Origin of the sequence: Pseudomonas sp. Je.1.5.c (genome assembly GCF_051129895.1) — a bacterium.
GTDB lineage: Bacteria > Pseudomonadota > Gammaproteobacteria > Pseudomonadales > Pseudomonadaceae > Aquipseudomonas > Aquipseudomonas urmiensis.
The window spans coordinates 19,622-46,591 of the sequence record NZ_JBCPSP010000010.1 but is presented as its reverse complement, the minus strand read 5'-3'; the positions used below and the strand labels follow the sequence as shown (position 1 = coordinate 46,591).

The 26,970-nt window shown below is 59.8% G+C and carries 24 protein-coding genes; 13 read left to right on the top strand and 11 right to left on the bottom strand.

Annotated features, from left to right (window positions below):
- Positions 1-173: 173 nt before the first annotated feature.
- A complete protein-coding gene (locus AAZU54_RS10630; RefSeq protein ID WP_186553110.1) occupies positions 174-950 on the top strand; it encodes a DeoR/GlpR family DNA-binding transcription regulator in 777 nt (258 codons plus the stop codon).
- A gap of 2 nt (positions 951-952) precedes the next feature.
- The gene (glmS, locus tag AAZU54_RS10625; RefSeq protein ID WP_405129188.1) at positions 953-2,788 is read left to right on the top strand and encodes a glutamine--fructose-6-phosphate transaminase (isomerizing); all 1,836 of its coding nucleotides are present in this window, start codon (positions 953-955) and stop codon (positions 2,786-2,788) included.
- Positions 2,789-3,062: 274 nt separating this feature from the next.
- On the opposite strand, the gene AAZU54_RS10620 is transcribed toward glmS, so the two are convergent.
- A complete protein-coding gene (locus AAZU54_RS10620) occupies positions 3,063-3,521 on the bottom strand; it encodes an HIT family protein (RefSeq protein ID WP_186553094.1) in 459 nt (152 codons plus the stop codon).
- A gap of 414 nt (positions 3,522-3,935) precedes the next feature.
- On the opposite strand from AAZU54_RS10620, the gene hcnA reads away from it, so the two are divergent.
- From hcnA to hcnC, 3 genes are read left to right on the top strand one after another with little or no spacing between them, the layout of a single operon-like run.
- A complete protein-coding gene (gene hcnA / locus AAZU54_RS10615) occupies positions 3,936-4,241 on the top strand; it encodes a cyanide-forming glycine dehydrogenase subunit HcnA (RefSeq protein WP_186553093.1) in 306 nt (101 codons plus the stop codon).
- Positions 4,238-5,632 carry a cyanide-forming glycine dehydrogenase subunit HcnB gene (gene hcnB, locus AAZU54_RS10610; protein ID WP_434727135.1) on the top strand — a complete coding sequence of 465 codons (1,395 nt, stop codon included), beginning with the start codon at positions 4,238-4,240 and terminating at the stop codon, positions 5,630-5,632. Before hcnA ends, hcnB begins: the two co-directional genes overlap by 4 nt.
- A 2-nt stretch (positions 5,633-5,634) precedes the next feature.
- The gene (hcnC, locus tag AAZU54_RS10605; protein ID WP_186553091.1) at positions 5,635-6,873 is read left to right on the top strand and encodes a cyanide-forming glycine dehydrogenase subunit HcnC; all 1,239 of its coding nucleotides are present in this window, start codon (positions 5,635-5,637) and stop codon (positions 6,871-6,873) included.
- Positions 6,874-6,928: 55 nt separating this feature from the next.
- Here the strand turns inward: hcnC and lpdA are convergent, their stop codons facing one another.
- A complete protein-coding gene (gene lpdA, locus AAZU54_RS10600; protein WP_312156672.1) occupies positions 6,929-8,329 on the bottom strand; it encodes a dihydrolipoyl dehydrogenase in 1,401 nt (466 codons plus the stop codon).
- A 185-nt stretch (positions 8,330-8,514) separates the two neighbouring features.
- On the opposite strand from lpdA, the gene cfaB reads away from it, so the two are divergent.
- Complete coding sequence (gene cfaB, locus AAZU54_RS10595) at positions 8,515-9,699, top strand: C17 cyclopropane fatty acid synthase CfaB (RefSeq protein ID WP_312156669.1); 1,185 nt, start codon at positions 8,515-8,517, stop codon at positions 9,697-9,699.
- Positions 9,700-9,706: 7 nt separating this feature from the next.
- Here the strand turns inward: cfaB and cls are convergent, their stop codons facing one another.
- Entirely contained in the window at positions 9,707-11,146 is a 1,440-nt protein-coding gene (gene cls / locus AAZU54_RS10590) for a cardiolipin synthase (RefSeq protein ID WP_186553088.1), read from the bottom strand.
- Between the two features lie 130 nt (positions 11,147-11,276).
- Here cls and AAZU54_RS10585 point away from each other — a divergent pair, with 130 nt between their 5' ends.
- On the top strand, positions 11,277-11,804 hold the full coding sequence (locus tag AAZU54_RS10585) for a DUF3617 domain-containing protein (protein ID WP_186553087.1): 528 nt from the start codon (positions 11,277-11,279) through the stop codon (positions 11,802-11,804).
- A gap of 39 nt (positions 11,805-11,843) precedes the next feature.
- Here AAZU54_RS10585 and folE2 read toward each other — a convergent pair whose 3' ends face one another.
- Together folE2 and AAZU54_RS10575 are read right to left on the bottom strand one after the other, a co-directional pair.
- Positions 11,844-12,731 (bottom strand): GTP cyclohydrolase FolE2, encoded by an 888-nt coding sequence (folE2, locus tag AAZU54_RS10580; protein WP_186553238.1) that lies wholly within the window; start codon positions 12,729-12,731, stop codon positions 11,844-11,846.
- A gap of 23 nt (positions 12,732-12,754) precedes the next feature.
- Entirely contained in the window at positions 12,755-13,132 is a 378-nt protein-coding gene (locus AAZU54_RS10575) for a glutamine synthetase (RefSeq protein WP_434727134.1), read from the bottom strand.
- A gap of 110 nt (positions 13,133-13,242) precedes the next feature.
- Here AAZU54_RS10575 and zigA point away from each other — a divergent pair, with 110 nt between their 5' ends.
- The 3 genes from zigA to AAZU54_RS10560 are packed head-to-tail and all read left to right on the top strand — an operon-like array spanning position 13,243 to position 16,086.
- Positions 13,243-14,451 carry a zinc metallochaperone GTPase ZigA gene (zigA, locus tag AAZU54_RS10570; RefSeq protein WP_434727133.1) on the top strand — a complete coding sequence of 403 codons (1,209 nt, stop codon included), beginning with the start codon at positions 13,243-13,245 and terminating at the stop codon, positions 14,449-14,451.
- Complete coding sequence (locus AAZU54_RS10565; protein WP_434727132.1) at positions 14,448-15,077, top strand: DUF1826 domain-containing protein; 630 nt, start codon at positions 14,448-14,450, stop codon at positions 15,075-15,077. Before zigA ends, AAZU54_RS10565 begins: the two co-directional genes overlap by 4 nt.
- A 40-nt stretch (positions 15,078-15,117) precedes the next feature.
- Entirely contained in the window at positions 15,118-16,086 is a 969-nt protein-coding gene (locus AAZU54_RS10560; protein ID WP_434727131.1) for a CobW family GTP-binding protein, read from the top strand.
- Here the strand turns inward: AAZU54_RS10560 and AAZU54_RS10555 are convergent.
- Positions 16,083-16,484 carry a DUF3301 domain-containing protein gene (locus AAZU54_RS10555; RefSeq protein ID WP_186553082.1) on the bottom strand — a complete coding sequence of 134 codons (402 nt, stop codon included), beginning with the start codon at positions 16,482-16,484 and terminating at the stop codon, positions 16,083-16,085. The two genes, AAZU54_RS10560 and AAZU54_RS10555, sit on opposite strands and share 4 nt — an antisense overlap.
- A 119-nt stretch (positions 16,485-16,603) precedes the next feature.
- On the opposite strand from AAZU54_RS10555, the gene pdxY reads away from it, so the two are divergent.
- On the top strand, positions 16,604-17,476 hold the full coding sequence (pdxY, locus tag AAZU54_RS10550; RefSeq protein ID WP_186553081.1) for a pyridoxal kinase PdxY: 873 nt from the start codon (positions 16,604-16,606) through the stop codon (positions 17,474-17,476).
- On the opposite strand, the gene AAZU54_RS10545 is transcribed toward pdxY, so the two are convergent.
- A complete protein-coding gene (locus AAZU54_RS10545) occupies positions 17,473-17,958 on the bottom strand; it encodes an acyl-CoA thioesterase (protein WP_186553080.1) in 486 nt (161 codons plus the stop codon). The two genes, pdxY and AAZU54_RS10545, sit on opposite strands and share 4 nt — an antisense overlap.
- A gap of 322 nt (positions 17,959-18,280) precedes the next feature.
- Between AAZU54_RS10545 and AAZU54_RS10540 the strand changes: the two genes are divergently transcribed.
- Positions 18,281-20,041, top strand: coding sequence for a cation:proton antiporter (locus AAZU54_RS10540; RefSeq protein WP_186553079.1), 1,761 nt, complete (start codon positions 18,281-18,283; stop codon positions 20,039-20,041).
- A gap of 137 nt (positions 20,042-20,178) precedes the next feature.
- On the opposite strand, the gene AAZU54_RS10535 is transcribed toward AAZU54_RS10540, so the two are convergent.
- From AAZU54_RS10535 to uvrD, 3 genes are all read right to left on the bottom strand, one after another.
- Positions 20,179-20,586: an SMI1/KNR4 family protein gene (locus AAZU54_RS10535; protein WP_312156650.1), complete on the bottom strand. Its 408-nt coding sequence runs from the start codon at positions 20,584-20,586 to the stop codon at positions 20,179-20,181.
- Positions 20,587-20,700: 114 nt separating this feature from the next.
- Entirely contained in the window at positions 20,701-21,555 is an 855-nt protein-coding gene (locus AAZU54_RS10530) for a Tim44 domain-containing protein (protein ID WP_186553077.1), read from the bottom strand.
- A 247-nt stretch (positions 21,556-21,802) separates the two neighbouring features.
- Positions 21,803-23,986 (bottom strand): DNA helicase II, encoded by a 2,184-nt coding sequence (gene uvrD / locus AAZU54_RS10525; protein WP_186553076.1) that lies wholly within the window; start codon positions 23,984-23,986, stop codon positions 21,803-21,805.
- 250 nt (positions 23,987-24,236) lie between these two features.
- On the opposite strand from uvrD, the gene AAZU54_RS10520 reads away from it, so the two are divergent.
- Positions 24,237-26,555: a putative bifunctional diguanylate cyclase/phosphodiesterase gene (locus tag AAZU54_RS10520; protein ID WP_434727130.1), complete on the top strand. Its 2,319-nt coding sequence runs from the start codon at positions 24,237-24,239 to the stop codon at positions 26,553-26,555.
- A 29-nt stretch (positions 26,556-26,584) separates the two neighbouring features.
- Here AAZU54_RS10520 and AAZU54_RS10515 read toward each other — a convergent pair whose 3' ends face one another.
- Entirely contained in the window at positions 26,585-26,902 is a 318-nt protein-coding gene (locus tag AAZU54_RS10515; protein WP_312153639.1) for a hypothetical protein, read from the bottom strand.
- Positions 26,903-26,970: the final 68 nt, after the last annotated feature.

The window sequence follows — 26,970 nt, the reverse complement described above, 5'->3', positions numbered from 1 at the left end:
GACCCTATCGCGGGGCAAGCCCGCTCCCACGTTGGACTCCACATCCGGAGCTAGGCGTGGGAGCGGGCTTGCCCCGCGATTTTTTTATCCACAGAGCTATTTAGGCATTGACGAAGCCTTCGTCTTAGGTTTTGATTGCAATCATTATCTTTCGAATCGAAACTTAACCTGTCATGTCGAAACGAAACACGCCCCAGCGCCGTCACAATATCCTGGCCTTGCTCACCGAGCAGGGTGAAGTGAGTGTGGATAACTTGGCCAAGCGTTTCGAAACTTCGGAAGTGACCATCCGCAAAGACCTCGCTGCGCTTGAAGCCAACGGCCTGCTACTGCGCCGTTATGGCGGCGCTGTCCCGGTGCCCCAGGAGTTGCTCGGCGAAGCCGTGCAGCCGGTGTCGCGCTACAAGCAAGCGATCGCCCGCGCCGCCGTTGCCCGGATTCGCGAACATGCGCGGATCATCATCGACAGTGGCAGCACCACCGCCGCCATGATCCCTGAACTGGGCCGCCAGCCGGGTCTGGTAGTAATGACCAACTCGTTGAACGTCGCCCGTGCCATCAGCGAGCTCGAACATGAGCCAGTACTGTTGATGACGGGCGGCACCTGGGACCCGCACTCCGAGTCGTTCCAGGGCCAGGTCGCCGAGCAGGTACTACGCTCATACGATTTCGACCAGCTGTTCATCGGTGCCGATGGCATCGACCTCGAACGTGGCACCACCACCTTCAATGAATTGCTCGGCCTGAGCCGGGTGATGGCGGAGGTGGCCCGCGAAGTGATCGTGATGGTCGAGTCAGACAAGGTCGGGCGCAAGATTCCCAACCTTGAGCTGCCGTGGAGCAGCATCAACACCCTGATTACAGATGACCGCCTGCCAGCAGCGGCACGCGAAGAATTCAAAGCCCGCGGCATTAACCTGATCTGCGCCGCGATCAGCCAGGAGCATTAATTATGTGTGGAATCGTCGGTGCCGTAGCCGAGCGCAACATTACTACCATCCTGATCGAAGGCCTCAAGCGCCTGGAATACCGTGGCTATGACAGCGCAGGGCTGGCCGTCTACACCCAAGACGGTACCCTTGAGCGTCGTCGCCGGATCGGCAAGGTCAGCGAATTGGAAGCCGCTGTTGCCGCCGAGCCGCTGGCGGGCCAACTGGGCATCGCCCACACCCGCTGGGCTACCCACGGTGCACCTACCGAGACCAATGCTCACCCGCATTTCTCCGGCCACGAAGTGGCAGTGGTGCACAACGGCATCATCGAAAACCACGAAGCCCTGCGTGAAGAGCTCAAAGCTCTGGGCTACTCGTTTGTTTCGCAAACCGACACCGAAGTGATCGTCCACCTGATTCACCACACCCTCAAGAGCACGCCAGATCTGGCCGACGCCCTCAAGGTAGCGGTCAAACGCCTGCACGGCGCCTATGGCTTGGCGCTGATCAGCGTCAAGCAGCCAGACCGCCTGGTTGCAGCGCGTAGCGGTAGCCCGCTGGTAATCGGCCTGGGCCATGGGGAAAACTTCCTCGCTTCCGACCAGTTGGCCCTGCGCCAGGTCACCGACCGCTTCATGTACCTCGAAGAGGGCGATATCGCCGAGATCCGCCGTGACCAGATCAACATCTGGGATCAGGCTGGCAACAAAGTCCAGCGCGAGGCAGTGCAGTACCACGAAGGTGCCGAGGCGGCGGACAAGGGCGCTTATCGCCACTTCATGCTCAAAGAGATCCACGAGCAGCCAACCGTCGTTCAGCGCACCCTGGAAGGTCGCCTGGGCAGTGATCACGTGTTGGTTCAAGCATTTGGCCCACAGGCAGCCGAGCTGTTTGGCAAAGTGCGTAACGTGCAGATCGTCGCCTGCGGCACCAGCTACCACGCCGGTATGGTCGCCCGTTACTGGCTCGAAGGCCTGGCTGGCATTCCGTGCCAGGTCGAAGTGGCCAGCGAGTTCCGCTATCGCAAGGTAGTGGTGCAGCCAGACACCCTGTTCGTCTCGATTTCCCAGTCGGGTGAAACCGCCGATACCTTGGCGGCCCTGCGCAATGCCAAGGAGCTGGGCTTCCTCGGCAGCCTGGCGATCTGCAACGTGGGCATCAGCTCGCTGGTTCGCGAATCCGATCTGACCCTGCTGACCCTGGCCGGCCCAGAAATCGGCGTGGCCTCGACCAAAGCCTTCACCACCCAGCTGGTCTCGCTGATGCTGCTGACCCTGGCATTGGGCCAGGTTCGCGGCACCCTGGAGGCAGGCGTCGAAGCTGAGTTGGTCGAAGAATTGCGTCGCTTGCCGACTCGCCTGGGTGAAGCCCTGGCCATGGACGGCACGGTCGAGAAGATCGCCGAGCTGTTTGCCGACAAGCACCACACCCTGTTCCTCGGCCGTGGCGCGCAGTACCCGGTGGCAATGGAAGGCGCGCTCAAGCTCAAGGAAATCTCCTACATCCACGCCGAAGCCTACCCGGCCGGCGAGCTCAAGCATGGCCCGCTGGCGCTGGTCGACAGCGACATGCCGGTGGTTACCGTGGCCCCGAACAACGAACTGCTGGAGAAGCTCAAGTCCAACCTGCAGGAAGTTCGTGCCCGCGGTGGCGAGCTGGTGGTGTTCGCTGACGAACAGTCGGGCATGAGCAATGGCGAAGGCACCCACGTGGTCAAGGTGCCGCACGTTAGCGATGCGCTGTCGCCGATTCTCTACACCATCCCGCTGCAACTGCTGTCGTACTACGTTGCGGTGCTCAAGGGCACCGACGTAGACCAGCCGCGTAACCTGGCTAAGTCGGTTACCGTGGAGTGATCTAGTGCACTGTGCAGTCTAGATTTGGCGGCCGTTGTGCCGCCCAGCGCGGGGCAAGCCTACTCCTACAAAAACGGCGCCTATCCAAAGAAAGCGTCACTCTGTGGGAGCGGGCTTGTCCCGCGATGGACTGCAACGCAGCCCTAATCCGGCATAGGTCAATCTTTTTCAACCGAAGCTGCCTTACCTTACCTCGTAACCAACTACGTGAAAGCCACCATGATCCACGTAAACCTTAGGGGGGATAGGGAAATCATGTTGGATTATAAATCGCTCAACTAAAAGATTTTATATGCGCAGCAAGTTCAGACAGGGCACTGTCATCAGCTCTGGCTGAATCATGCGAAGAAATATAACCTTCATACTTGTCAAAATACGTGTCTACGCATGAGCTGATTTTTCTAAATTTACTGTCCTCACCCGTCCCATGCATGGGGAATAACTTCGCGTGCAGGTGATCAACGCCATAGCCCTCCAAAATCATACCGGTTCTCGCCACGTTTGGCAGGGCGCGGTCAATCAACAGTGCGGTGTTCTTGGCTGCTAGCACCAGCTCGGAAATAACCAAGTCAGTTTGTTCAAATGCGTAACTACTATGGTGTGACTTGGGTATAACGACCGTGAATCCTGGCGTATTGGGGTAGATTGATAAAAACGATAAATGTTTTTCGTCCTCCCAGATAATATGGGATGGAGAAATCCCTTCGGCAATTTGGCAAAAAATACAGTTCATTACTGGGGGCCTTTCGTTAGTTGTAATAATATTCAGTTATAGAATGTTATGAAGTGCTTGTAGCATCCCATAACTTGATCGGTGGATTGAGAAAATCCAGCGGTAAACTCATTGCAAGGCGTTAGTTGGGAATGGTTTTCATTCCCTTATTCGAGCATGCGAGTCTTCTATTTTACTGTCAACGAAGTAGTGCGGGAGCAGTTAGTAATTAAAGCCTCGGTCGTTTAAGGGACGACAGGAGCTCTGTACCGTCAGGCTTCCATAGATATCTCTAACCTTCATGTGTAGGTGACTTTTTCCTTCACATATATAGGAAATATCTCACAGGCTTAATACGGCATAGATCAATATTTCCTATCCGAAGTTGAATTACCTTGTGTCCCTTGTTGAACATGGACGACAAGGTAATACCCAATGGAAAGAATCCTCGATATCCAGCCCCTTCCGGCAGATCACCTGACCCTCCACCTCAACGGCGTTGCCGTTGCCGCCGCTCCGGGTGAAACCGTACTCAGTGTCTTGAACGCCGTTGGCCTGCGCCAAGTGGCGCGTAATGATCATGGCCACGTCAGTGGCGCTTTCTGTGGCATGGGCGTTTGCCATTGCTGCCTGGTCGCCATTGATGGCCGAGCCAAACGCCGCGCCTGTCAGACAGTGGTTCGCGCTGGCATGCACATCGAAACCCAGTTCAACCGCATCTCGCCGGAGGAGCACTCATGAGCCTGCGTCCGGTGATCGTTGGTGGTGGTTCGGCAGGCATGGCGGCAGCTATCGAGCTGGCTGAGCATGGCGTCGCCAGCCTGCTGTTCGACGAAGCTTCGCGCCCAGGCGGGGTGGTCTATCGCGGTCCGCTGCGGGCGGGCGTCGACCTCGGCTATCTGGGGGCACGCTATGCCAAGGCGTTGAATACGCTGCACGAAGATTTCGCCCTGTGTGCCGAGCATATCGACCTGCGTCTGAACAGCCGCGTGGTTGGAGGCAATGAGCAGTGCTTGATGGTGCTCGATGGTGACGAGCACCTGCATGAAATCGACTATGCCCAACTGCTGCTGGCGGCCGGTTGTCATGAACGTAACGTGCCTTTCCCTGGCTGGACTTTACCCGGCGTGATGCTGCTCGGCGGCCTGCAGCTGCAGATCAAGAGTGGGGTGGTCAAGCCGCTGGGCAGTACTTTGATCGCCGGTACTGGGCCACTGCTGCCACTGGTGGCCTGCCAGTTGCACGCTGCCGGAGCCGAAGTTGCGGGGGTTTACGAAGCGTGCGCGTTCAACCGCATAGCGCGCGAGAGCCTGGCGCTGTTGAACAAGCCTCAGCTATTTCTCGACGGCCTGAGCATGCTGGCCTACATGAAGCTCAATGGAATTCCCATGCACTATGGCTGGGGCGTGGTCGCTGCCCAAGGCGACGGCGAGCTGAATGAGGTGAGCGTCGCGCCTTACACCCAGGACTGGCAGCCGGATTTGACTCGCCTGCAGCGGGAACGGGTGCAAACGCTCGCCGTCGGCTACGGCTTCATTCCCCGTACTCAGCTCAGCCAGCAACTGGGGCTGGCGCATGGTTTCAGCGACGACGGCTACCTGCGGCCTGAGGTTAATGTATGGCAGCAAAGCAGCCTGCCGCATATCCACTTGGCGGGTGACATGGCAGGTATACGCGGGGGTGAGGCGGCAATGCTGACCGGGCGTCTAGCCGCCGTATCGATATTGCAGCAGTTGGCGGTGCTCAGCGCCGAGCAGGCGATCGAGCGGCGTGAGCTGTACTTGGGCAAGCTGGCTTCGATCCAACGCTTTCGCTCCGGGGTCGAGCGCTTTACCGCACGCGGCGCAGCGCAGATTGAGTTGCCCCAGGCTGATACGCTGATCTGTCGCTGTGAGCAGGTTACCCGCGACGCTATCGACCTGGCGCTCGAACAGGGCGTGCAAGACATGGCCAGTTTGAAGATGCGCACTCGGGTGAGCATGGGCGACTGCCAAGGGCGCATGTGCGTGGGCTATTGCACTGATCGCCTTCGGGCGGCTACCGGCCGGGCCGATGTCGGCTGGCTGCGCCCCCGGTTTCCGGTCGACCCGGTGCCTTTCTCAGCCTTTCAGCACCTGGCCACGGAGGCCTGAGCATGACCAAGACATACGATATCGTGATTGCCGGCGGCGGCGTTATCGGCGCTTCGTGCGCCTATCAGCTGTCCAAGCGCGGCAACCTGCGCATTGCCTTGATCGATGACAAGCGCCCCGGCAATGCCACTCGCGCGTCGGCTGGAGGTTTGTGGGCCATTGGTGAATCGGTGGGGCTGGGCTGCGGGGTGATCTTCTTTCGCATGCTGTCTTCGCGGGCCAAGCGTGAAGCCCATGGGGCCGCGGTGGCCGTGGATTCGAGCACGCCGCATATCCTCCCGCAGTGCTTCTTCGACCTGGCGCTGCAGTCGAACGCGCTTTATCCACAGCTGCATCAGGAGCTGATCGAGCGCCATGGCATGGACTTCAAGTTCGAGCGTACCGGATTGAAGTACGTGATTCAGGATGAAGAGGACCAGCTCTACGCCGAACACATCGTCAAGCAGATCCCCCACCTGGCCGAGCAGGTACGTTGGCTTGATCGCAGGGCGTTGCGTGAAGCAGAGCCGGCAGTGACCTTGCAGGCAACCGGAGCGCTCGAGTTTCTCTGCGATCACCAGGTGAGCCCGTTCCGCCTGGGCGATGCCTATCTGGAGGCGGCTCGGCAGAATGGCGTCGACTTGTATCTGAATACCCGGGTCACGGGTGTCATGCATCAAGGGGCGCGGATCAAGGGTGTGCGCACCGAACAAGCGGGAGACTTCCACTGCCATACCCTGCTCAATGCGGCTGGTGCCTGGGCTGCCGAGCTGAGCGAGTGGGCGACTGGAACGGCTATTCCAGTCAAGCCGGTCAAGGGCCAGATCGTGCTCACCGAACGCCTGCCGAAACTGCTGGATGGCTGCATTACCACCAGCGATTGCTACATGGCGCAAAAGGACAACGGCGAGATCCTGATTGGCAGTACTACTGAAGAGAAGGGCTTTGATGTCAACAACACCTTCCCGGAAATCAGTGGACTGGTGCAGGGCGCGGTGCGCTGCGTGCCGGAGCTGGCGCAGGTGAACCTCAAGCGGACCTGGGCGGGGCTGCGGCCGGGATCACCGGATGAGCTGCCGATCCTTGGGGCTGTGGATGAGGTGGAGGGATACTTAAATGCCTGTGGACATTTCCGTACCGGGATTCTGACATCGGCGATTACCGGGGTGATATTGGACAAGGTTATCCACAACGAGACATCGCCGGTGGATATCACCCCGTTTTTGGCGGCTCGTTTTCAGCAGCCTGTGTTGCCAGCGTGATAACGCGCGGGTAAATCGCAGCGGCGGCGCGCCGCTGCGATTGGGCTGCGCACTATCAGATCTGCATCGCCATCCCATCCACATTCATCGCCGCCTGGCGCAAGGCCTCGGAGCGGGTTGGATGCGGGTGGCAGGTGAGGGCGATATCCTCGGCCGACGCTGAGAACTCCATCGCCACACAGAACTCGCCGATCATTTCACTAACGCTCGGGCCGACCAGATGCACGCCCAAGACCTCATCGGTATTGGCATCGGCCAGCACCTTGGCGAAGCCTTCGGTCTCATGGTTGATCTTCGCCCGGCTGTTGGCAGTGAAGGGGAACTTGCCGACCTTGTAGGCGCGGCCTTCGGCCTTGAGCTGCTCTTCGGTCTTGCCGACGCTGGCCAGTTCCGGACGGGTGTAGATCACCCCAGGGATGAGGTTGTAGTTCACCTCGTGAGCCTTGCCGGCGATTCGCTCGATACACGACACCGCTTCATCCTCAGCCTTGTGCGCAAGCATTGGCCCGGAGGTGACATCGCCAATCACCCAGATGCCTGGCACGCTGCTGCGGTGATGTTCGTTGGTGAGCATGCCGCGCTTGTCGGTTTGAATGCCGACGCTTTCCAGGTTGAGGCCCTGAGTGTACGGACGACGACCGATAGCCACCAGCACGTAGTCAGCCTGCAGGGTTTCAGCGGCGCCACCTGCTGCCGGCTCCAGGCTCAGGCTGACGCCATCAGCTGAAGGGGTGGCCTGGGTAACCTTGCTGCCGAGCTTGAAGCGCATGCCTTGTTTGGCCAACGCCTTCTGCAAGGTCTTGGCGGTCTCTTCGTCGGTGCCGGGGCAGATTCGATCCAGGTACTCGATCACGGTGACTTCACTACCCAATCGGCGCCAAACCGAGCCGAGCTCCAGGCCGATCACACCAGCGCCGATCACTACCAGATGCTTGGGCACCTGTGGCAGCGATAGCGCGCCAGTGGAGTCGATAATGCGCTGGTTGTCGATGGTCACGCCGGGCAGGGGAGTGGGCTCGGAGCCGGTGGCAATGACAATGTCCTTGGCTTGCAGGGTGGTTTCGTTGCCATCCTCAGCTTTGACGATGACTTTGCCCACGCCATCCAGACGGCCCCAGCCCTTGATCCAGTCGACCTTGTTCTTGCGAAACAGGTACTCGATGCCCTTGGTCAGGCCGCTCACGCTTTCGTCTTTCTGCTTCATCATCTGCGCCAGGTTCAAGGTCGGTTTGACCTCGATGCCTAGGTGAGCGAACTCCTCACCACTGGCCGCTTCGTACAGCTCGGAGGCGTGCAGCAATGCCTTGGAGGGCATGCAGCCGACGTTCAGGCAAGTGCCACCGAGGGTACTGCGACCTTCGACGCAGGCCACGCTCAGGCCCAATTGGCCAGCGCGGATGGCTGCGTTGTAGCCACCAGGGCCGCCACCGATGATCACGACATCATAAGATTTCATGGGATTACTCCAGGATGAGGAAGCGCAGAGGGGCACAAGATTAGTCGCAGCGAAGATTGTATACAATCCTTCGGGCGCTACTGGCAGCCAGGAAGTTTTAGACCAAGGTCGGGTTAAACGGAAACTTCGCATGAATGAACTACCCTATTTCGCAGACGTCCGAAATTCAAAGGGAGGGTCATTTCATGCTTGCGCAACTTCCACCTGCGTTGCAGAGCCTGCATTTGCCACTACGCCTGAAGCTCTGGGACGGTAACCAGTTCGATCTGGGGCCAAGCCCGCAAGTGACGATACTGGTCAAGGAGCCTCAGCTGATCAGTCAGTTGACCCATCCGAGCATGGGGCAACTGGGAGCGGCGTTTGTTGAAGGCAAGCTGGAACTGGAAGGCGATATCGGTGAAGCCATAAGGGTCTGCGATGAGCTCAGCGATGCCCTGCTGACTGATGAACAGGATGCCTCGCCAGTACGCAGCGCTCATGACAAAAGTACCGACGCCGAGTCCATCGCCTATCACTATGATGTCTCCAATGCGTTCTATCAGCTCTGGCTGGATCAGGACATGGCCTACTCCTGCGCCTACTTCAAGGAACAGGACAACACCCTCGATCAGGCCCAGCAGGACAAGTTCGACCACTTGTGCCGCAAGCTTCGACTGCAACAGGACGACTACCTGCTCGATGTCGGTTGTGGCTGGGGAGGGCTGGCGCGGTTCGCCGCGCGTGAATATGGCGCCAAGGTCTTCGGCATAACCCTGAGTAAGCAGCAACTCAAGCTGGCGCGCGAGCGGGTCAAACAGGAAGGCCTGGCCAAGCGCGTCGACCTACAGATTCTCGATTATCGTGACCTGCCGCAGGATGGACGTTTCGACAAGGTGGTCAGCGTTGGCATGTTCGAACATGTCGGCCACGCCAATCTCGACCTGTATTGCCAGAGGCTGTTTGGCGCTGTGCGCGAAGGTGGCGTAGTGATGAACCACGGCATCACTGCCAAACACGTCGATGGGCGTCCGGTGGGTCGAGGGGCGGGCGAGTTCATCGACCGCTATGTATTCCCCAACGGTGAGCTGCCACACCTGTCGATGATCACCAGCAGCATTTGCCAAGCCGGCATGGAAGTAGTGGATATCGAAAGCCTGCGCCTGCACTACGCCAAGACCCTGCATCACTGGAGCGAAAACCTCGAGCACCAGTTGCACCGGGCGGCGGCCCTGGTGCCGGAGAAGACCCTGCGCATTTGGCGTCTGTACCTGGCAGGCTGCGCCTATGCCTTCAGCAAGGGCTGGATCAACCTGCACCAGATTCTAGCAGTGAAGCCTTACGCGGATGGTCACCATGACCTGCCCTGGACCCGCGAAGACCTCTACCGCTAATTGACCCTCAAAGGATCGGCGAGATCAGCCGCGCTATACGCATCCCCAGTTGTTGCAGGCGATGGGTATCGCGGCTGTCCTCGGCAGTGATCTCCTTGGCTTGGTCAAAGTCGTTGAGCAGCATCGCCTGCACCTGATCGGCAAAGGTCCGGTCTACGGTCAGCAGGGTGATTTCGAAGTTCAAGCGAAACGAACGGTTGTCCAAGTTGGCACTACCGATCGCGCTGACCTCGTCATCCACCAGCACCACCTTCTGGTGCAGGAAGCCCGGCTGATAGCGGAACATACGCACCCCAGCACGCACCGCTTCGAAGGCAAACAGGCTGGAAGCGGCATAGACAATCCGATGGTCAGGCCGAGCGGGGATCAGGATGCGCACATCCACTCCGCGCATGACCGCCAGGCGCAAGGCGGCGAACACGGCTTCGTCGGGGATGAAGTAGGGGGTAGTGATCCACACCCGGTGGGTGGCGGATTGGATGGCCTCGACGAAGAACAGTGAACAGGTTTCCTGCGGGTCGGCCGGACCGCTGGCGAGCAATTGGCACAGCACACCGTTGTCCGGATAGGTGTCGGGAAGGATCAGAGGGGGGAGCTCGCGGGTGGCCCAGTACCAATCTTCGGCGAATGACTCTTGCAGGCACGCCACCACCGGCCCACTGATTTGCACATGGGTATCGCGCCAGGGCGACAGCCGAGGGTGGCCCCCCAGGTATTCGTCGCCGACGTTATGCCCGCCGACAAAACCCTCCAGCCCGTCGACCACGACGATCTTGCGATGGTTGCGGAAGTTGACCTGGAAGCGATTGAACCAGCCACTGCGAGTTGCGAACGCCTTGATCTGTACTCCGCCATCGCGCAATACCTGGCTGTAGCTGGCGGGTAGGGCGTGGCTGCCCACCCGGTCATACAAGACGAAAATCTGCACACCTTCAGCCGCCTTGCGCAACAGCAGCTGTTGCAGCTCACGGCCAATAGCATCGTCGTGGATGATGAAGAACTGCACCAACACCACCCGCCGCGCTTGAGCGATGGCAGCGAAGATGGCATCGAAAGTGGCTTGTCCATCGATCAACAGTTTGACGTCGTTGTTGGCCAGGCACGGCATGCGACCCAACTTGGGCATTGCCCGCAGCGCCGCATAACTGTCGGACTCGCGCGCGGTGAGTGCTTCCTCGACCCATGGCCGCCAGTTGAGGTTGGCCATCGCCACGTGCATTTCCTGGTTGGCCTGGCGCCTGGCCTGGATGTAGGCATTGAAGGAGCGGGCGCCGAAAACCAGATAGGGGATCAAGGTCAGGTAGGGAATGAAGAACAGCGGCATCGCCCAGGCGATTGCACCTTGGGCAGTGCGCACGGTGAATACTGCATGGAGCGCGGCAATGATGCCGAGCAAATGGATGAGGCCGAGCACGTAACCGAAGAAGTAGGGGCTGTGGTAATCCATACGCATCCTGCTTGCCGAAATCACTTCAGCTAACAGACCACGTTAATGGGCTGGCTTGCAACCCAATCACGAAAATGACGTCTAAGCTCTGTCCGGCCAGATTGCCGGTAATGCTAAGGAGCATCCATCGATGAAGATTCGTCTGCCACTTTTCGCCTTGGTCGTGGGCCTGGCCAGCCCGCTGGTCAATGCGCAGATGTTGCAACCCGGCCTGTGGGAGCTGACCACCAGCAATATGCAGGTCGACGGCAAGCCGTTGCCCGACATGGGCTTCATGCTCGGTCAGTTGAAGAACCTACCGCCCGAGCAGCGCGCCATGATGGAAGGTGTGTTGGCAAAACAGGGGATTACCGTGGCAGGTAATGGAGTGCGTTCGTGCCTGACGCCGGAGCAGGTCAAGACTGATGACATCCCGTTGCAGGATCCGCAGTCGGGCTGTACGCAAAAGATCACCGACCGCAGCGGCAATGTCTGGAAGTTTCAGTTTAGCTGCCCAAAGGCGCAGGGTACCGGGGAGGCGACTTTTCTTAGCGATCGGGAGTTCACCACCAAGGTCAACGGCACGTTCAATGCTTCGGGTGTTCAACAGCAGGGCAGCATGAATACGCGAGCGGTGTGGTTGGGCAACGACTGTGGAACAGTCAAACCACGTTCTTGAAGTTAAGTCATTTGGGGTCGCAGCGCGGCCCCTCGGCAATTACCACTGCCACTCGCTGACCGCCACAGCGTCATGGGCATGCAGGCTTTCGGCATGTTCCACGCGCACGTTAAATCCGCTCGACCATTCCACTTCCCGTAGGGCGAGGTGGACTCGCCTGGCGGCGTCTTCGCAGAACATGAGATTTTGTCCATTGGCCAATGCGAAGGCCTGTTCATCGGCGCGCTTGACCGCAGTTTGTACTGCCGTGCGCAAGGCGCCTTCTACTCGATCGATCAGGCCTGTAATCGGCAACGTTTGCATAGCATCACGCAGGCGCACTTTTACTTGTGCATCGCTGCGCTGGCTGTGAGGCGTGGCTACGATTCCCTGACTGCTACCCAACCATTGCAAAAGCGCCTCGCGATTCAAGTCAGCATGGCTGAAGTCAGCTAGAAACTGCTGCTGAATAAGCTGCCGAGCTAGCGCCGCCGAGCAAGGGCAGGTGGATGAATAGGGAATTTGCACAAATAGTTCCACGTGGAACATCTCATTTTTGATGCTGGCATCAACCGTCACCGGGTAGCTTTTCCAACCGGAGAGTGGGCTGACCAACGCAGGCCTTTTCAGCAGATGCTCGAAGGTGAGGCTCAGGTAAGCGGCAGAAGAAAGCCCTGCATGGCTGTCGAGAAAGGTCGCCAGCAAACGCCTTAATACCTGCGGGCTCAGTTCGCTTTGCTCCAGGCTCTCCAAGGCCAGATACAGCCGCGACATATGAATACCCCGCGACTTGCCGTCATCCAGGTTAACCCCTGCACTGGCACGAGCACTTAGCGTTCGCCCTTCAAACTGTACGGGCAAGGCGATGCCCTGCATGCCGACCCAATCCAAAGGCTGGGTGCGCTGAGTGGTTTGTTTTGCCACATCGGGGAGTTTCAAGCTGGTCATCAGGGTACCCATCAAAAATATCGTCAGCGGCATCCGCCAATCAGGCTGCAGTGCAAGTTGAAGCGTTGTCCGCTGGAGCTGGACACTCGGTTCAAGGTGGTCCAGCCAACTCGACGGCTGTAGCCGAACCAAGCCTCTCCGTCGCTCGCCAGACCGGTATAGAAGGTCGTAGGGCCGTAACCGGTGTTGGTTTGCGCCCACAGTCTTTTGCTCGCCGCTTCGAAGCCGCGCAGATATAGAGAGCTACCTCCGCTGCGCACACTGTAGTAGTTGCCGTTGCCATCCTTGCAGGCAAGCAGCGTGGCGCTTCGCGTACATAGCGCCAGATTGGTTTGCGGCAGCGCCAGCAGGTGTGCCGGCGTCACAATCAGCAATAGCGCCAAGGCACAGGGCAGTTTCATAGGCTTCTCCAGGAATGCCATTGGGCAGCACGGCTTGGCGAAATTGTATTGTTATATTATAACATTGTGCAATGCATCGTTTCGAATGCGTCCGCCTGAAGAGGTCTACCATGTCCAACCGTCTCCCTGTCACCGTGTTGTCCGGCTTTCTAGGCGCGGGCAAAAGTACCTTGCTCAATCACATCCTGCGCAATCGTGATGGCTTGCGCGTCGCTGTGATCGTCAACGACATGAGCGAAATCAACATCGACGCCAGCGAGGTGCAGCGCAACGTGAGCCTCAACCGCGCTGAAGAAAAACTGGTCGAGATGAGCAATGGCTGCATCTGCTGCACCTTGCGCGAAGACCTGCTTGAGGAAGTGGCGCGGCTCGCCGAGGAAGGGCGTTTCGATTACCTGCTGATCGAGTCGACCGGTATTTCCGAACCCCTGCCGGTGGCCGAGACGTTCACGTTCCGAGATGAACAAGGCCGTAGCCTGTCCGATATGGCGCGCTTGGATACCATGGTCACCGTGGTCGACGGGTTGAATTTTTTGCGCGATTACCAAGCGGCCGAGAGCTTGGCCAGCCGCGGCGAAACCTTGGGCGAAGAGGATGAGCGCTCGATCAGCGACTTGCTGATCGAGCAGATCGAGTTCGCCGACGTGCTGCTGCTGAGCAAGATCGACCTGATCAGCCGGGATCAGCGTGAAGAGCTCACGGCGATCCTGCGTAGCCTCAATGCCCGGGCGCAGATCGTGCCGATGGTGATGGGCCAAGTGCCGCTGGCGCGAATCCTCGATACCGGCTTGTTCGACTTCGATCAGGCGGCGCAGGCGCCGGGTTGGCTGCAAGAGCTGCGTGGCGAGCACGTGCCCGAGACCGAGGAGTATGGTATCGCTGCCAGCAGCTGGCAGGCGCGTCGTCCGCTACACCCGCAGCGTTTCTTCGACTTTATCCACAAGCCGTGGGGCAATGGCCGCTTGCTGCGCTCCAAGGGCTTCTTCTGGCTGGCCAGCAAGTACCAGGAAGCCGGCAGCTGGTCCCAGGCAGGCGGCATGATGCGCCATGGTTTGGCCGGGCGCTGGTGGCGCTTCGTGCCGCGCGAGCAATGGCCACAGGATGAAGACAATACTGCGGCGATTCTCAAGCAGTGGACAGCAGAGGTAGGCGATTGCCGGCAGGAGCTGGTGTTCATTGGTCAGAACATCGACTTTGCCAGGTTATCCACAGAGCTGGACGCCTGCTTGTTGACTGATGAAGAGATGGAGACGGGTCCAATGGCTTGGCTACGTTTACCCGATCCGTTCGGTGCTTGGCATGACGAGATGGCGGCATGAGTACCACTCGCACTGTGGATATCTCCCAGGTGTTCGGCCAATCGCCGCAGGTGTTGGCTGAAATACTGCAGGATGGCGTTAACCTCGCGGCTTGGCAGCGACGCTTGCCAGCGCAGGTCGAAGACTTTTCCACAGTGCTGCTCAGCCTTGACCCGCTATTGGCAGATGAACGGGTGATCGATGTGGATGAACGTCACCCGCCGCAGTTACCAGGCCTGCTGCCGGAAGCGGCGGATCTGCATGGCTATGAGAGCTTCGTCGCCGACGTGGCCTGGTTGGTGGCCGCTTACACCTGCCTGCTGGGCGCGCGCCGGATTGGCCTGCGCTTGCGGGTGCTGGAGGGCGCCATGTGTCCGCGCTTCCATGTGGATAAAGTCCCTTTGCGACTGTTGACCACGTATACCGGTGCCGGCAGCGAGTGGCTCAAGGAAGAGGCAATAGACCGTGGACAACTTCACACCGCTCAGCCGGCTGTGGATAACATTCAGCGCTTGCAGGCCGGTGAAGTTGCAATACTCAAGGGCGAGAAGTGGCTGGGCAATAAAGGGGCAGGGCTGGTGCACCGCTCACCGATGACCGCACCCGGCGAGCGCCGCCTGCTGCTTAGCCTTGACTGGTTGGCATGACGGGGCATAGTGAAGGTTGATTCCGTCTCGATGCCCAACCATGTTGCAGAACATTCCTACCCACGTTATCGCTGGCCCACTGGGCGCTGGCAAGACCAGCCTGATCCGGCAGCTGCTCGCTCAACGTCCGGCCACCGAGCGCTGGGCGGTACTGGTCAATGAATTCGGCCAGATCGGCCTCGATGCTGCCCTGCTCAGCCGCGACGAGGATGGCGTGGCGATTGGCGAAGTGGCGGGAGGATGTCTGTGTTGCGTCAACGGCATGCCGTTTCAGGTCGGCTTGGCTCGCTTGCTGCGCAAAGCCCGTCCTGATCGCTTGTTCATAGAGCCGTCTGGTTTGGGTCATCCACTCCAGCTGCTCAAGCAGCTGGGGCAGGCACCGTGGACGGGAGTGCTCAATGTGCAGCCCATGATCATGGTGCTCGATGCCCTTGCTCTGGCCCAAGGTGAACCATTACCGGAGACGCAAAAGCAGGCGTTGTCGGCCGCTAACTTGTTGATATTTAACAAATCTCAAGCTGTGGATGAACAGCGGAGGTTGTTGATAACTCAACAGCTGCCTGGCCTTCCCAGTTACTGGACCGAGCACGGCGAGTTTCCCCTGGCGCAGCTGCCAATGTTTTCCACATGCGATATAGCCAATTCTGCGGAGATTGAGCTGCCTGTGGAAAACACATCTGCGCCGCTTGCAGCCCTGTGGACAGATCCATCCCAGCCGATTTGCCTGGCGCAACAAGGTGAAGGGGGTTGGAGTATCGGCTGGCGCTGGCATCCCAGCCAGCGGTTCGATGTGTCGCGATTACAGGCGTTTCTCCGCGCTTGGCCCTGGCGTAGGGCCAAGGGAGTTATCCACAGCGCAGAGGGCTGGCAATCCTTCAATGGCCTGCAGGCCAGTGCCGTGGCTTGGCACTCAAGCGAATGGCGCAAGGATTCACGCATCGAGCTGATCTTCGCTCAGCCGCAGCCCACGCCAGCCCTGCAGAGCGCCCTGGCCGCCTGCCGCCTTTAGCGCTGATCGTTGCGCCAGCGATTGTGCTCCTGGCGCCACTGCTGCATCTCGATGACGTTATCGCTGCGTGGCGGGGTCTTGATCTCGAACGGGTAGGGCGCCAGCTCGATCTGCATGGTGTGTGCACCGAACTGGGTGACAGTGCCGGGGTGGCGTTGCTCGCCAGTGACAGTGAATTCGAAGTTGTAGATCCGCGCCAGGCGCTTGCGGCCGTTGGCATCACGCACGAAGGCAATGCGCTTGAGCGCGACGGCGTCGTCCAAAAGCTCCAGATCGAGTTTGGCGCAATGCTGCTTGACCCGTACCAGGGCCTTCTCGCGCAGGCCATGGTTGTGCCACAGCCAGGCGCCGACCGTGGCGAGCAGCATCAGGACGAAGAGGTTCTCCAGGGTCAACATTTGCGTAGGCTCCAAACAAGTAGATCCAGCTTAACTGCGTCCCTGGTCTGTCGTACAGGTGGCAATCGAGTTCATACTGCGCGACGCTCTCATCCTGAATCGTCTTTGGAAAACTCCGCATGAAACGTACACCGCATCTGCTCGCTATCCAGTCCCATGTGGTCTTTGGCCACGCCGGAAACAGCGCCGCGGTGTTTCCCATGCAGCGGATCGGGGTCAACGTCTGGCCACTCAATACCGTGCAATTCTCCAATCACACTCAGTATGGCCAGTGGGCGGGAGAAGTGCTTGCTCCAGCGCAAATTCCTGCGTTGGTAGAAGGCATTTGCAACATTGGCGAGCTGGGCCACTGCGATGCGGTGTTGTCCGGCTACCTGGGCAGTGCCGAGCAAGGTCGGGCGATTCTCGCTGGCGTCGAGCGGATCAAGGCGGTCAACCCCAAGGCGCTGTACCTGTGCGATCCGGTCATGGGCCATGCCGAGAAGGGCTGCATCGTCCCCGAGGAAGTCAGTGAGTTCCTGCTCGAACAAGCGGCTTCAAAGGCCGATATCCTCTGCCCCAATCAGCTTGAACTGGACAGCTTCAGTGGGCGTCGGGCGCAGTCGCTGGAAGATTGTGTGGCGATGGCGCGCGGCCTGCTCGAGCGTGGGCCGCAAGTGGTCCTGGTCAAGCACCTAAGCTACCCGGGCCGCGCTGAAGACGCCTTTGAAATGCTGTTGGTGACCCGCGAGGAAAGCTGGCACCTGCGTCGGCCGCTGCTGTGCTTCCCGCGTCAGCCGGTAGGCGTCGGCGACCTCACCTCTGGGCTGTTCCTGGCCCGGGTGCTGTTGGGTGACAGCTGGGTACAGGCGTTCGAGTTCACCGCTGCCGCCGTGCACGAGGTTCTGCTCGAAACCCAGGCCAGCGCCAGCTACGAATTGCAGCTGGTACGGGCCCAGGATCGTATTGCCCATCCGCGCGTGCGCTTCGAAGCACAGCGCCTGACGGTTTAAATGGCGTCGGTCTTCAGGTCCTGGTAACGCTTTTCCAGTTCCTGGCGGATCTGCCGGCGCTGCTTGCCTTGCAGGAAGCGGCGTTTCTCTTCGCTGCTCTGCGGTAGGCGCGCAGGCACCGGGACCGGACGGCGATTGTCATCGACTGCAACCATGGTGAAGAAGCAGCTGTTGGAGTGGCGCACCGAGCGCTCGCGAATGTTCTCGGTCACCACTTTGATGCCCACCTCCATCGAGGTGTTGCCGGTGTAGTTGACCGAGGCCAGGAAGGTGACCAGCTCGCCGACGTGGACCGGCTCGCGGAATACCACCTGATCGACCGACAGGGTCACCACGTAAGTGCCGGCATAGCGGCTGGCGCACGCATAGGCCACCTCATCGAGGTACTTGAGCAAGGTGCCGCCGTGTACGTTGCCGGAGAAGTTGGCCATGTCCGGAGTCATCAGGACGGTCATAGTCAGCTGGGCGTTTCCAGGTTCCATAGTGTGCTCACGGTGAGGTTGCGCTGAAACGGGGCGGGCATCTTCGGACACTTCTTCGTCCCCTGTTGAAATTTCCCATCCTAGTACGGGACGTCGGCAGACGCTCCATCGTCACGCGGTTCGCGCCATTAGCTGAGGCGAAGCGGCCGACATGTTTCTGCATATTGCACCAACGTTTTGCGCAGAAGCGCGATGTTAACCTGAGCAAGCCCATGCAACATGGGCTTTCCTGCATTAAACACAGTATGTATCTGCTGCTCGCTAAGGATGACCTCGGCAGAGGAGCGGTCTGCCCGGGCAACGTGAAAAGGAGTACCACGCCATGCATGCCATCAGCTTTATTCAGGACCTGGCAGTGATCATGCTGGTGGCGGGGGTGGTCACCATCCTGTTCCATCGCTTCAAGCAACCTGTGGTGCTTGGCTATATCGTTGCCGGCTTCATCATTGGCCCGCACACCCCACCGTTTGGCCTGATTCACGACGAAGACACGATCAAGACCCTGGCCGAGCTGGGGGTAATCTTCCTGATGTTCTGCCTGGGCCTGGAATTCAGCCTACGCAAGTTATTCAAGGTCGGCGCGACGGCATTTATCGCGGCGTTCCTGGAAATCGTCCTGATGATCTGGATCGGTTTCGAAATCGGTCGCTGGTTCGGCTGGAGCACCATGGATTCGCTGTTCCTCGGCGCGATCCTGGCGATTTCCTCGACCACCATCATCGTCAAGGCGCTCAACGACCTGAAGATGAAGAACGAGCGCTTCGCCCAGCTGATCTTCGGCGTGCTCATCGTTGAAGATATCTTGGGCATTGGCATCATTGCCCTGTTGTCGGGTATCGCAGTCAGCGGTTCGGTCAGCTCCGGCGAAGTGTTCTCCACCGTCGGCAAGCTGTCGCTGTTCATGATCGTCGCGCTGGTCATTGGTATCTTGCTGGTGCCAAGGCTGTTGGCCTATGTGGCCAAGTTCGAAAGCAACGAAATGCTGCTGATTACCGTGCTGGGCTTGTGTTTCGGCTTCTGCCTGCTGGTGGTCAAGCTTGAGTACAGCATGGTGCTGGGCGCCTTCCTGATCGGTGCGATCATGGCCGAGTCGCGCCAACTGCTGAAGATCGAGCGGCTGATCGAGCCGGTTCGCGACCTGTTCAGTGCGATTTTCTTCGTTGCCATCGGCCTGATGATCGACCCTCAGGTCCTGATCGATTACGCCTGGCCAATCGTGGTGATCACCCTGGCGGTGGTGCTGGGCAAGATGCTCTCTTGCGGCATGGGTGCTTTTATCGCCGGTAATGACGGTCGCACTTCACTTCGGGTGGGCATGGGCCTTTCGCAGATCGGCGAGTTCTCTTTCATCATTGCCGCGCTGGGCATGACGTTGCAGGTCACTAGCGACTTCCTCTATCCGGTAGCGGTGGCTGTCTCGGCGATCACCACACTGCTCACGCCTTACTTGATTCGTGCGGCCGATCCGCTGTCGATCAAGCTTGGCAAAATTGTCCCGAGCCGCCTTTCGCGGGTGCTGTCGCTGTATGGCGAATGGTTGCGCAGTATTCAGCCGCAAGGCGAGGGGGCAATGCTGGCGGCGATGATCCGGCGCATCTTGCTGCAGGTCGGGGTCAATCTGGCGCTGGTGATCGCGATCTTCTTCAGTGGCGGTTACTTCGCCGAACGGCTCGGTAGTTGGTTGAGCGAGTGGGTGGGCGACATTGGCCAGCAGAAGGCGCTGATCTGGGGCGCGGCACTGCTGTTGTCGTTGCCATTCCTGATCGCTGCCTATCGCAAGCTCAAGGCGCTATCGATGCTGTTGGCGGAGATGGGCGTGAAGCCTGAGATGGCCGGGCGGCATACCCAGCGTGTGCGTCGGGTGATCGCCGAGGTAATCCCGCTGCTGTCGCTGCTGGTGATCTTCCTGCTGCTGTCGGCGTTGTCGGCGAGCATTTTGCCGACCAATGAGTTGCTGCTGGTGATAGTGGTGGTAGCGGCAGTGGTCGTGGCGCTGCTGTGGCGCTGGTTGATTCGGGTGCATACGCGCATGCAGATCGCGTTGCTGGAGACCCTGGAAAACAACCGTGATCACTCGCACTGACAGAGAAATGCTCTCTGCGCGAGATTTCATCGAAGTCCGAGGGGATGACACGGTAGCGAGTCGCCAGGCGCAGAAAGCCTGGCGATTTTACGGCCATTAATGGCTAAGAGCCATTAGTTTGTGCGGATAACTCTCGTTCAGCTTTCCAGCCAGACGTCACGCGCCCAATGCCAGACCGATTCCCAGCTCTCTTCGGTGACGATCTCTTCTTCGCCGGACCACAGCACCACGGTGCCGTCCTCTTCGACGCAGTAGTAGTCGTCGCCATCCTGGCAGATCGGGATCAATTCCCGTGGGACGCCAGCGTCCCAGGCATTGGCCGCCACTTCCGGCAGGTAGGTGTGCGACTGCGGATCGGTCGCGGTCACTGGCTCAAGGCTGCCATAGACCACGTCGCTGACGGTCAGCAGGTATTCCTTGAACACGAACGGAATGTTGATGAACAGCTGCTCCTCGACCTCAACCAGCTGATCTTCATCAGGAAGCTCCAGGGGTACCGGTACCGGCTCATTGGCTTCACGCAGTTGTTCGATCACTTCTTCCACGGTTCACATCCTCTACCTTGATGACAACGCTGCGCGTTATACCCTAGTAGCCCGCTGAGGCAAAAGCAAAAACCCCGGGCAAGCCCGGGGTTTTTTTGTTGCAACGTGTCAGGATCAGCCGTTCTGGCGGATACCGGCGAGCAGCCAAGGCTGGTTTTCGCCCTGGGCGCGCTCCATGTGCCAGCTTTCGCTGAAGGCTTCGCCCTGGTCGAAGCGCGAGGTCTTCGACTGACCACGGAAGGTCAGGGTGGCGATGGTCTTGTCGGCGCGATCATCGACGCCTTCCAGTTGCACATCGAGGTTATCGATGTAGGTGGACTGGAAGCCATCACCCAGGTCAGCACGCTCGCGCTTGAGGAACTCGAGCAGTTGCGGGGTGACGAACTCGGCGATCTTGTCCATCTCGTTGGCATCCCAGTGCTGCTGCAGCGACTGGAAGTGGTTGCGCGCGGCGGCCAGGAAGCTTTGCTCGTTGAACCAGGCCGGGGCGTTGATCACCGGCGCGGCGGCGGCAGGTGCGGCGGCGCCACCGAAGATCGACGGTTGAGCCGGTTGCTGGGTGTGTGCTTCGCGTTGGAACGGGGCGTGGCCGGCAGGCGCAGCGTGAGCCTGCTGCTGGCGACGGCGGGCGGCGATGAAGCGGAACACCAGGAAGGCGATCAGGCCCATGATCAGGAAGTCCATGATCTGCATGCCCTGGAAGCCGTCACCCATGAACATGGAGGCCAGCAGGCCACCGGCGGCCAGGCCGGCAAGTGGGCCCAGCCAGCGCGAAGCACCGCTGGCGGCGGCCGGCGCGCGACCTGGAGCGGTCGGTGCGGCAGCAGGCGTGGTTGGCGTAGCCTGGCGAGTCTGGTGGATAGGCGCGGAGCCCGAGCTCTTGCCGCCGCCGAAGCGTTTGGCGTTGGCGTCCAGGCTCAGCGTCAGGCCGACGCACAGCGCCAGGGCGATGCTAAGAAAACGTTGCATAAGTGGGATATCCCCTGATTGTGGATTGCACGCGCGTCATGGTGCACACGATGGAGCAGACATGGCTAGCGCCATAATGTTTCCAGCTTTTGCCTGAATGGTTCTACGGAAAGAGGAAAACAGGTTGTAGGGCTTTTGCTTCGTGGTTGTAAGAGAAATCGTGCCATGTCAGTTCTGGCCTCATCGCGGGCAAGCCCGCTCCTACAGGGAAAGGGAAAATCCGTCCTGCGATGAGGCCAGTACGGCTTCAGATTGCCTCGAGCTTGGCATACCCCAGCATCAACCACTTGCTGCCCTCGGCGAAGTTCACCTGCACTCGCGCCTGCGCGCCGGAGCCTTCGAAGTTGAGGATTACACCCTCGCCAAACACCGAGTGCTGCACGCGCTGGCCGAGGGAGAAGGCTGTCTGCGGAATGCTGGCATTGGCGAAGATGCTGCTCGATTGTGTCTGCGCACCGCCGAACGGGCGGCTCACCGAGTTGGACAGGCGTACTTCCTGTACCAGCCCCGGCGGGATCTCTCGGACGAAGCGCGACACCTTGTTGTAGGTCTCGCTGCCATACAGGCGCCGGGTTTCGGCGTAGGTCATGTACAGCTGGCGCATGGCGCGGGTGATCCCCACATAGGCCAGGCGGCGCTCTTCGGCCAGACGACCGGGCTCCTCCAGGCTCATCTTGTGCGGGAACAGCCCTTCTTCCATGCCCACCAGGAACACGTAGGGGAATTCCAGGCCCTTGGCGCTGTGCAAGGTCATCAGCTGGATGCTGTCTTCGTGCTCGTCCGCCTGCGATTCACCGGCTTCCAGCGAAGCGTGGCCAAGAAACGCCGACAGCGGGGACAGCTCGGCGTCTTCTTCGCTGCTTTCGAAGTTACGCGCGGCGCTGACCAGTTCCTCAAGGTTTTCTACCCGCGCCTGGCCTTTTTCACCTTTCTCTTCCTGGTGATAGATGATCAGCCCGGACTGCTCGATAACGGTTTGAGTCATCAGGTGCAGTGGCATCTCAGCAGCTTTGGCGGCGAGGTTCTCGATCAGTTCGATGAACGCGCCCAGGGCGCTGGCAGCGCGACCCTTGAGGCCTTTGGCGGCGAGTAGTTGGCACATCGCCTCCCACATCGACAGTTGACTGTGGCGGGCGTGGTCGCGGATAGCCTCGACGGTTTTCTCGCCAATGCCACGCGGCGGCACGTTGATCACCCGTTCCAACGCTGCATCGTTACCACGGCCTTCGAGTAGGCGCAGGTAGGCCATCGCGTTCTTGATCTCGGCCCGCTCGAAGAAGCGCTGGCCGCCATAGATACGATACGGAATACGCTCGCGCAGCAACGCCTCTTCGAGCACCCGCGATTGGGCGTTGGAGCGATACAAGATGGCAATGTCGCTGCGCGCGCTGCCTTGCTTGATCACGCTTTCGATCGACTCGACCACGTAGCGCGCTTCATCGTGCTCGTTGTAGGCGGCGTAAAGCGTCAGCGGCTCGCCTTCGCCGACGTCGGTCCACAGCTCCTTGCCCAGGCGATCGCTGTTGTTGGCGATCAGGGCGTTGGCGGCCTTGAGGATGCCGCCGGTGGAGCGGTAGTTCTGCTCCAGGCGGATCATCTCGGCGTCGGGGAAGTCGTCGGTGTACTGATGGATGTTCTCGATCTTGGCGCCGCGCCAGCCGTAGATCGACTGGTCGTCATCGCCCACCACCATCAGGCTGTCGCCGCCTTTGGCCAGCAGGCGCAGCCAGGCGTACTGGACGGCGTTGGTATCCTGGAATTCGTCTACCAGCAGGTGGCGGAAGCGCCGCTGGTAGTGCTCAAGCAGACCTGGGTTGTCGCGCCACAAGTCCAGCGCGCGCAACAGCAGCTCGGAGAAGTCGATGACTCCGGCGCGCTCACAGGCCTGCTCGTAGGCCACATAGATGCTGCGCATGGTGCCCAGGAACAGGTCGCCACCCGGCTGAATATGCTGCGGGCGCAGGCCTTCATCCTTCTGCCCGTTGATGAACCACTGCGCTTGGCGGACTGGCCAGCGTTGTTCGTCCAGGCCCAGTTCACGGATCACCCGTTTGACCAGCCGTTGCTGATCATCGCTGTCGAGGATCTGGAAGTTCTGCGCCAGCCGCGCTTCCTGCCAGTGCGCCCGCAGCAGGCGGTGCGCCAGGCCGTGGAAGGTGCCCACCCACATGCCGGCGGGGTTGATCCCCATCAGCTGCTCGATCCGCTGGCGCATTTCGGCGGCGGCCTTGTTGGTGAAGGTCACCGACAGGATCGAGTGCGGCGAGGCCTGTTCGACCTGGATCAGCCAGGCGATACGGTGCACCAGCACGCGGGTTTTTCCGGAACCGGCGCCGGCAAGCACCAGTTGACGCCCCACCGAGGCTGCTACGGCCTGGCGTTGGGCATCGTTGAGAGAGTTCAGCAGGAGGGAGAGGTCATCTGTGCGCATCCGGCCATTCTAGGGCGGCGTCGGGGAACGGGCAAACCTCTACTGTATAAATATTCACCTGGCAGACTGGCCATTCATCGGGCTGACCGATGCGTCAGTGTGCCTGGCATGACTTAGAGCAGTTTGGCCGCAAGCAGCGTTTGTGTATTCTCCCAGCACGTTTGCGGTCATCCCTAACAAGAACACAACAAGAACCAGCCCTATGACCCAGGATTGCACGACGATCGGCGCATCGTCGCAGACCAGGAGCGTGCGACGGCAATTTGCCACCCAGCTCTCCATCGAGCGCACCCGCCTGCTCTACCAAGGCTCGCTGCTGCCAACACTGTTCATGCTGCTCAACGGCTTGCTCTGCGCCTGGCTGTTGTGGAGCCCTGGGCGCTATCTGCTGGTTGCCGTATGGCTGGTCTGGCTGTTGGCGCTGGTGGCCCTGCGGGTGATCCAGGTCGCCGCGTTCGACAGGGCCACGGCTGAGCGCCAAGCCAGCCCTAACTGGTGGCGCATGTTCCTGGCAGGCTCTGCCTTCAGTGGCCTGACCCTGGCCTGCGCCGCAATCGCTTGGGTGCCTGTGGACAATTTCGCCGAACAGGCGTGGATCTTCGGTTTGCTGGGGATGGCGGCGTTGTCGGCCAGCGTCGCCTATGCCGTCAGCCTGCCGGCGTTTCTCAGTTTTGCCTTGCCCTGTCTGCTGCCGCCGATTGCCTACTTGTTCTATTTCGAGGCCGGTCACCAGCGTGGCTGGGGCTGGCTTGGCCTGATCTTGCTGGCAGCGCTGATGGTGGTGGCCTGGCAGGTCAACCGGTTGATCGACCGCAGCCTGGTGCGACGTTTCCAGAACCAGGCGCTGAGCGAGGACCTGCAGCGCATCTATGCGCAAAAAGCCCTCGAAGAGCAGCAGCGCCTCGCCTCGACGGTGTTCGAGGCGTGCAATGAAGGCATCGTTATCCTCAACGCCGAATTCTCACTGCTAGCGGTCAACCAGGCGTTTTGCCAGATGACCGGCTACGCGCGTGCCGAACTGCTGGCGCGTGACCTGCTCGAGCTGCCTTGTAGCAGCGATGTGCGTCGTCACAACCTGGCCATCGATCAAGCCCTGCGCCAACACGGCCACTGGCAGGGCGAACTGGTGGAGGCCCGCAAGAATGGTGAGCTGTACCCACAATGGTTGCAGCTCACTGGGGTGCGCGATGCCCACGGCAATCTGAGCAATGTGGTCGGCTTCTTCACCGATCTGTCGGCGCGGCGAGCATCGGAAGAGCGTCTGCGTTACTTGGCCCACTATGACGAATTGAGCGGTCTGGCCAACCGCGCGCTATTTCGCCTGCGTTTGCATGAGGCCTGCCAACGGGTGCGGGTCAATGGCCGTAGCCTGGCGTTGCTGCACATCGACCTGGATCGCTTCAAGCTGCTCAACGAAAGCCTCGGTCATGAACTGGCCGACCAACTGATCAAGAAAATCGCCCAGCGCATCGCCAATGCCGTGCCGGAGGCCGATACCGTGGCGCGGCTGTCTGGTGACGAATTCGCCGTATTGTTCGATGGCTACAGCAACCTTTCCAGCCTGGTGCGGGTGACTACCCGCCTGTTGGACAAACTGCGTGTACCGCAGCGCCTGGATGGCCACGAGGTGGTCATCAGCGCCTCGGTAGGCATCAGTGTGCTGGCCGATGCCAGCTTCGATGGCAATACCCTGATCAGCCAGGCCGACATGGCCAAGCAGCATGCCAAGCATCTGGGCGGGGATAACTTCCAGTTCTATACCGAAAGCCTGCGCGCCAGTACCGTCGAGCGCCTGCAGTTGGAGAACCAACTGCGCAAGGCCATCGATGAAGGCCAACTGCTGGTCTATTACCAGCCCAAGTTGTGCCTGCGCACTGGCCGCCTGCACGCTGCCGAAGCCCTGGTGCGCTGGCAGCATCCGCAGTGGGGCATGGTCCCGCCAGGCGAATTCATTGGTCTAGCCGAGGAGACCGGCTTGATCGCACCCATGGGCGAATTCGTCCTGCGCCAAGCCTGCTGGCAAGCCTGTGAGTGGCTGCGCGAAGGGTTGCAGATTCGTGTGTCGGTGAACCTGTCGGTCTATCAGCTGCGTCAAGGCAAGCTAGTCAGCCTGGTGCGCCGGGTGCTGGAGGAAACCGGGCTGGCGCCCCATCTGCTGGAGTTGGAACTGACCGAGAGCCAATTGCTCGACAGCGTCGAGCACATCATCGCCACCTTCGAGCAACTGCATGAGCTGGGGGTGAAGTTGGCCATCGATGATTTCGGCACCGGCTACTCGTCACTGAGCTACCTCAAGCGCTTCCCGGTGGACTACGTGAAGATCGACCAGGCGTTCATCCGCGGGCTGCACGAGGGCAGTCAGGATGCCGCCATCACCCGCGCGATCATTGTCATGGCCCAGAGCCTGGGGTTGGGCGTGGTGGCCGAGGGGGTGGAAACCAATGAACAGCTGAGCTTTTTACGCGAGCAGGGCTGCGATGAGGCTCAGGGGTATTTGATCAGTCGCCCTGTCGATGCTTGGGCGTTCAAGGCACTGTTGCAAAGCGCATTGCAAGGTGTGACCAGGTAGGGAGCCCAGGAGGGCCCCTACCGCGTGGGTCAGTGGGTGACCAGAATATCGGTGATGCTATGGATCAACTGCCCTTGGTAGAAGATATCCACTTTAGGAATGTTGCTGTGATCGCCCGGCATTTTGAAGGACACGGTTTTTTCCGTGACGACCTGAGGATAGATACCCTCGACAGCTTCCAGCTTGAGCTCCAGGGCCAGCGCAAAGGACTTGTCCTGAATGTCGCGAACGCTGAGGGTGGGATTGAGTCCCGGGTGTGCAACCACAACGGAGCCATATACCCGGAAGCTGACGCTGCCAGGCATGTTGTCCATTTGTGCAACCCAACCTTTGGTTTCGATAGTCATATTGCGTACTCCTACCATGAATGCAACGTGTGTTGCGGAGTCGCCATATTTCACTTGTTCGATCTGCA

Bases quoted from the DNA above. Each gene is read 5' to 3' on its own strand.
- zigA (WP_434727133.1), top strand. From the start codon at position 13,243: ATGTCCAACCGTCTCCCTGTCACCGTGTTGTCCGGCTTTCTAGGCGCG.
- AAZU54_RS10545 (WP_186553080.1), bottom strand. From the start codon at position 17,958: ATGGAACCTGGAAACGCCCAGCTGACTATGACCGTCCTGATGACTCCG.
- AAZU54_RS10560 (WP_434727131.1), top strand. From the start codon at position 15,118: ATGTTGCAGAACATTCCTACCCACGTTATCGCTGGCCCACTGGGCGCT.
- cls (WP_186553088.1), bottom strand. From the start codon at position 11,146: ATGGATTACCACAGCCCCTACTTCTTCGGTTACGTGCTCGGCCTCATC.
- uvrD (WP_186553076.1), bottom strand. From the start codon at position 23,986: ATGCGCACAGATGACCTCTCCCTCCTGCTGAACTCTCTCAACGATGCC.
- AAZU54_RS10630 (WP_186553110.1), top strand. From the start codon at position 174: ATGTCGAAACGAAACACGCCCCAGCGCCGTCACAATATCCTGGCCTTG.
- AAZU54_RS10565 (WP_434727132.1), top strand. From the start codon at position 14,448: ATGAGTACCACTCGCACTGTGGATATCTCCCAGGTGTTCGGCCAATCG.
- folE2 (WP_186553238.1), bottom strand. From the start codon at position 12,731: ATGACCAGCTTGAAACTCCCCGATGTGGCAAAACAAACCACTCAGCGC.
- hcnC (WP_186553091.1), top strand. From the start codon at position 5,635: ATGACCAAGACATACGATATCGTGATTGCCGGCGGCGGCGTTATCGGC.
- lpdA (WP_312156672.1), bottom strand. From the start codon at position 8,329: ATGAAATCTTATGATGTCGTGATCATCGGTGGCGGCCCTGGTGGCTAC.
- hcnA (WP_186553093.1), top strand. From the start codon at position 3,936: ATGGAAAGAATCCTCGATATCCAGCCCCTTCCGGCAGATCACCTGACC.
- AAZU54_RS10555 (WP_186553082.1), bottom strand. From the start codon at position 16,484: ATGTTGACCCTGGAGAACCTCTTCGTCCTGATGCTGCTCGCCACGGTC.
- cfaB (WP_312156669.1), top strand. From the start codon at position 8,515: ATGCTTGCGCAACTTCCACCTGCGTTGCAGAGCCTGCATTTGCCACTA.
- pdxY (WP_186553081.1), top strand. From the start codon at position 16,604: ATGAAACGTACACCGCATCTGCTCGCTATCCAGTCCCATGTGGTCTTT.
- AAZU54_RS10585 (WP_186553087.1), top strand. From the start codon at position 11,277: ATGAAGATTCGTCTGCCACTTTTCGCCTTGGTCGTGGGCCTGGCCAGC.
- glmS (WP_405129188.1), top strand. From the start codon at position 953: ATGTGTGGAATCGTCGGTGCCGTAGCCGAGCGCAACATTACTACCATC.
- AAZU54_RS10530 (WP_186553077.1), bottom strand. From the start codon at position 21,555: ATGCAACGTTTTCTTAGCATCGCCCTGGCGCTGTGCGTCGGCCTGACG.
- AAZU54_RS10540 (WP_186553079.1), top strand. From the start codon at position 18,281: ATGCATGCCATCAGCTTTATTCAGGACCTGGCAGTGATCATGCTGGTG.
- AAZU54_RS10575 (WP_434727134.1), bottom strand. From the start codon at position 13,132: ATGAAACTGCCCTGTGCCTTGGCGCTATTGCTGATTGTGACGCCGGCA.
- AAZU54_RS10620 (WP_186553094.1), bottom strand. From the start codon at position 3,521: ATGAACTGTATTTTTTGCCAAATTGCCGAAGGGATTTCTCCATCCCAT.
- hcnB (WP_434727135.1), top strand. From the start codon at position 4,238: ATGAGCCTGCGTCCGGTGATCGTTGGTGGTGGTTCGGCAGGCATGGCG.
- AAZU54_RS10515 (WP_312153639.1), bottom strand. From the start codon at position 26,902: ATGACTATCGAAACCAAAGGTTGGGTTGCACAAATGGACAACATGCCT.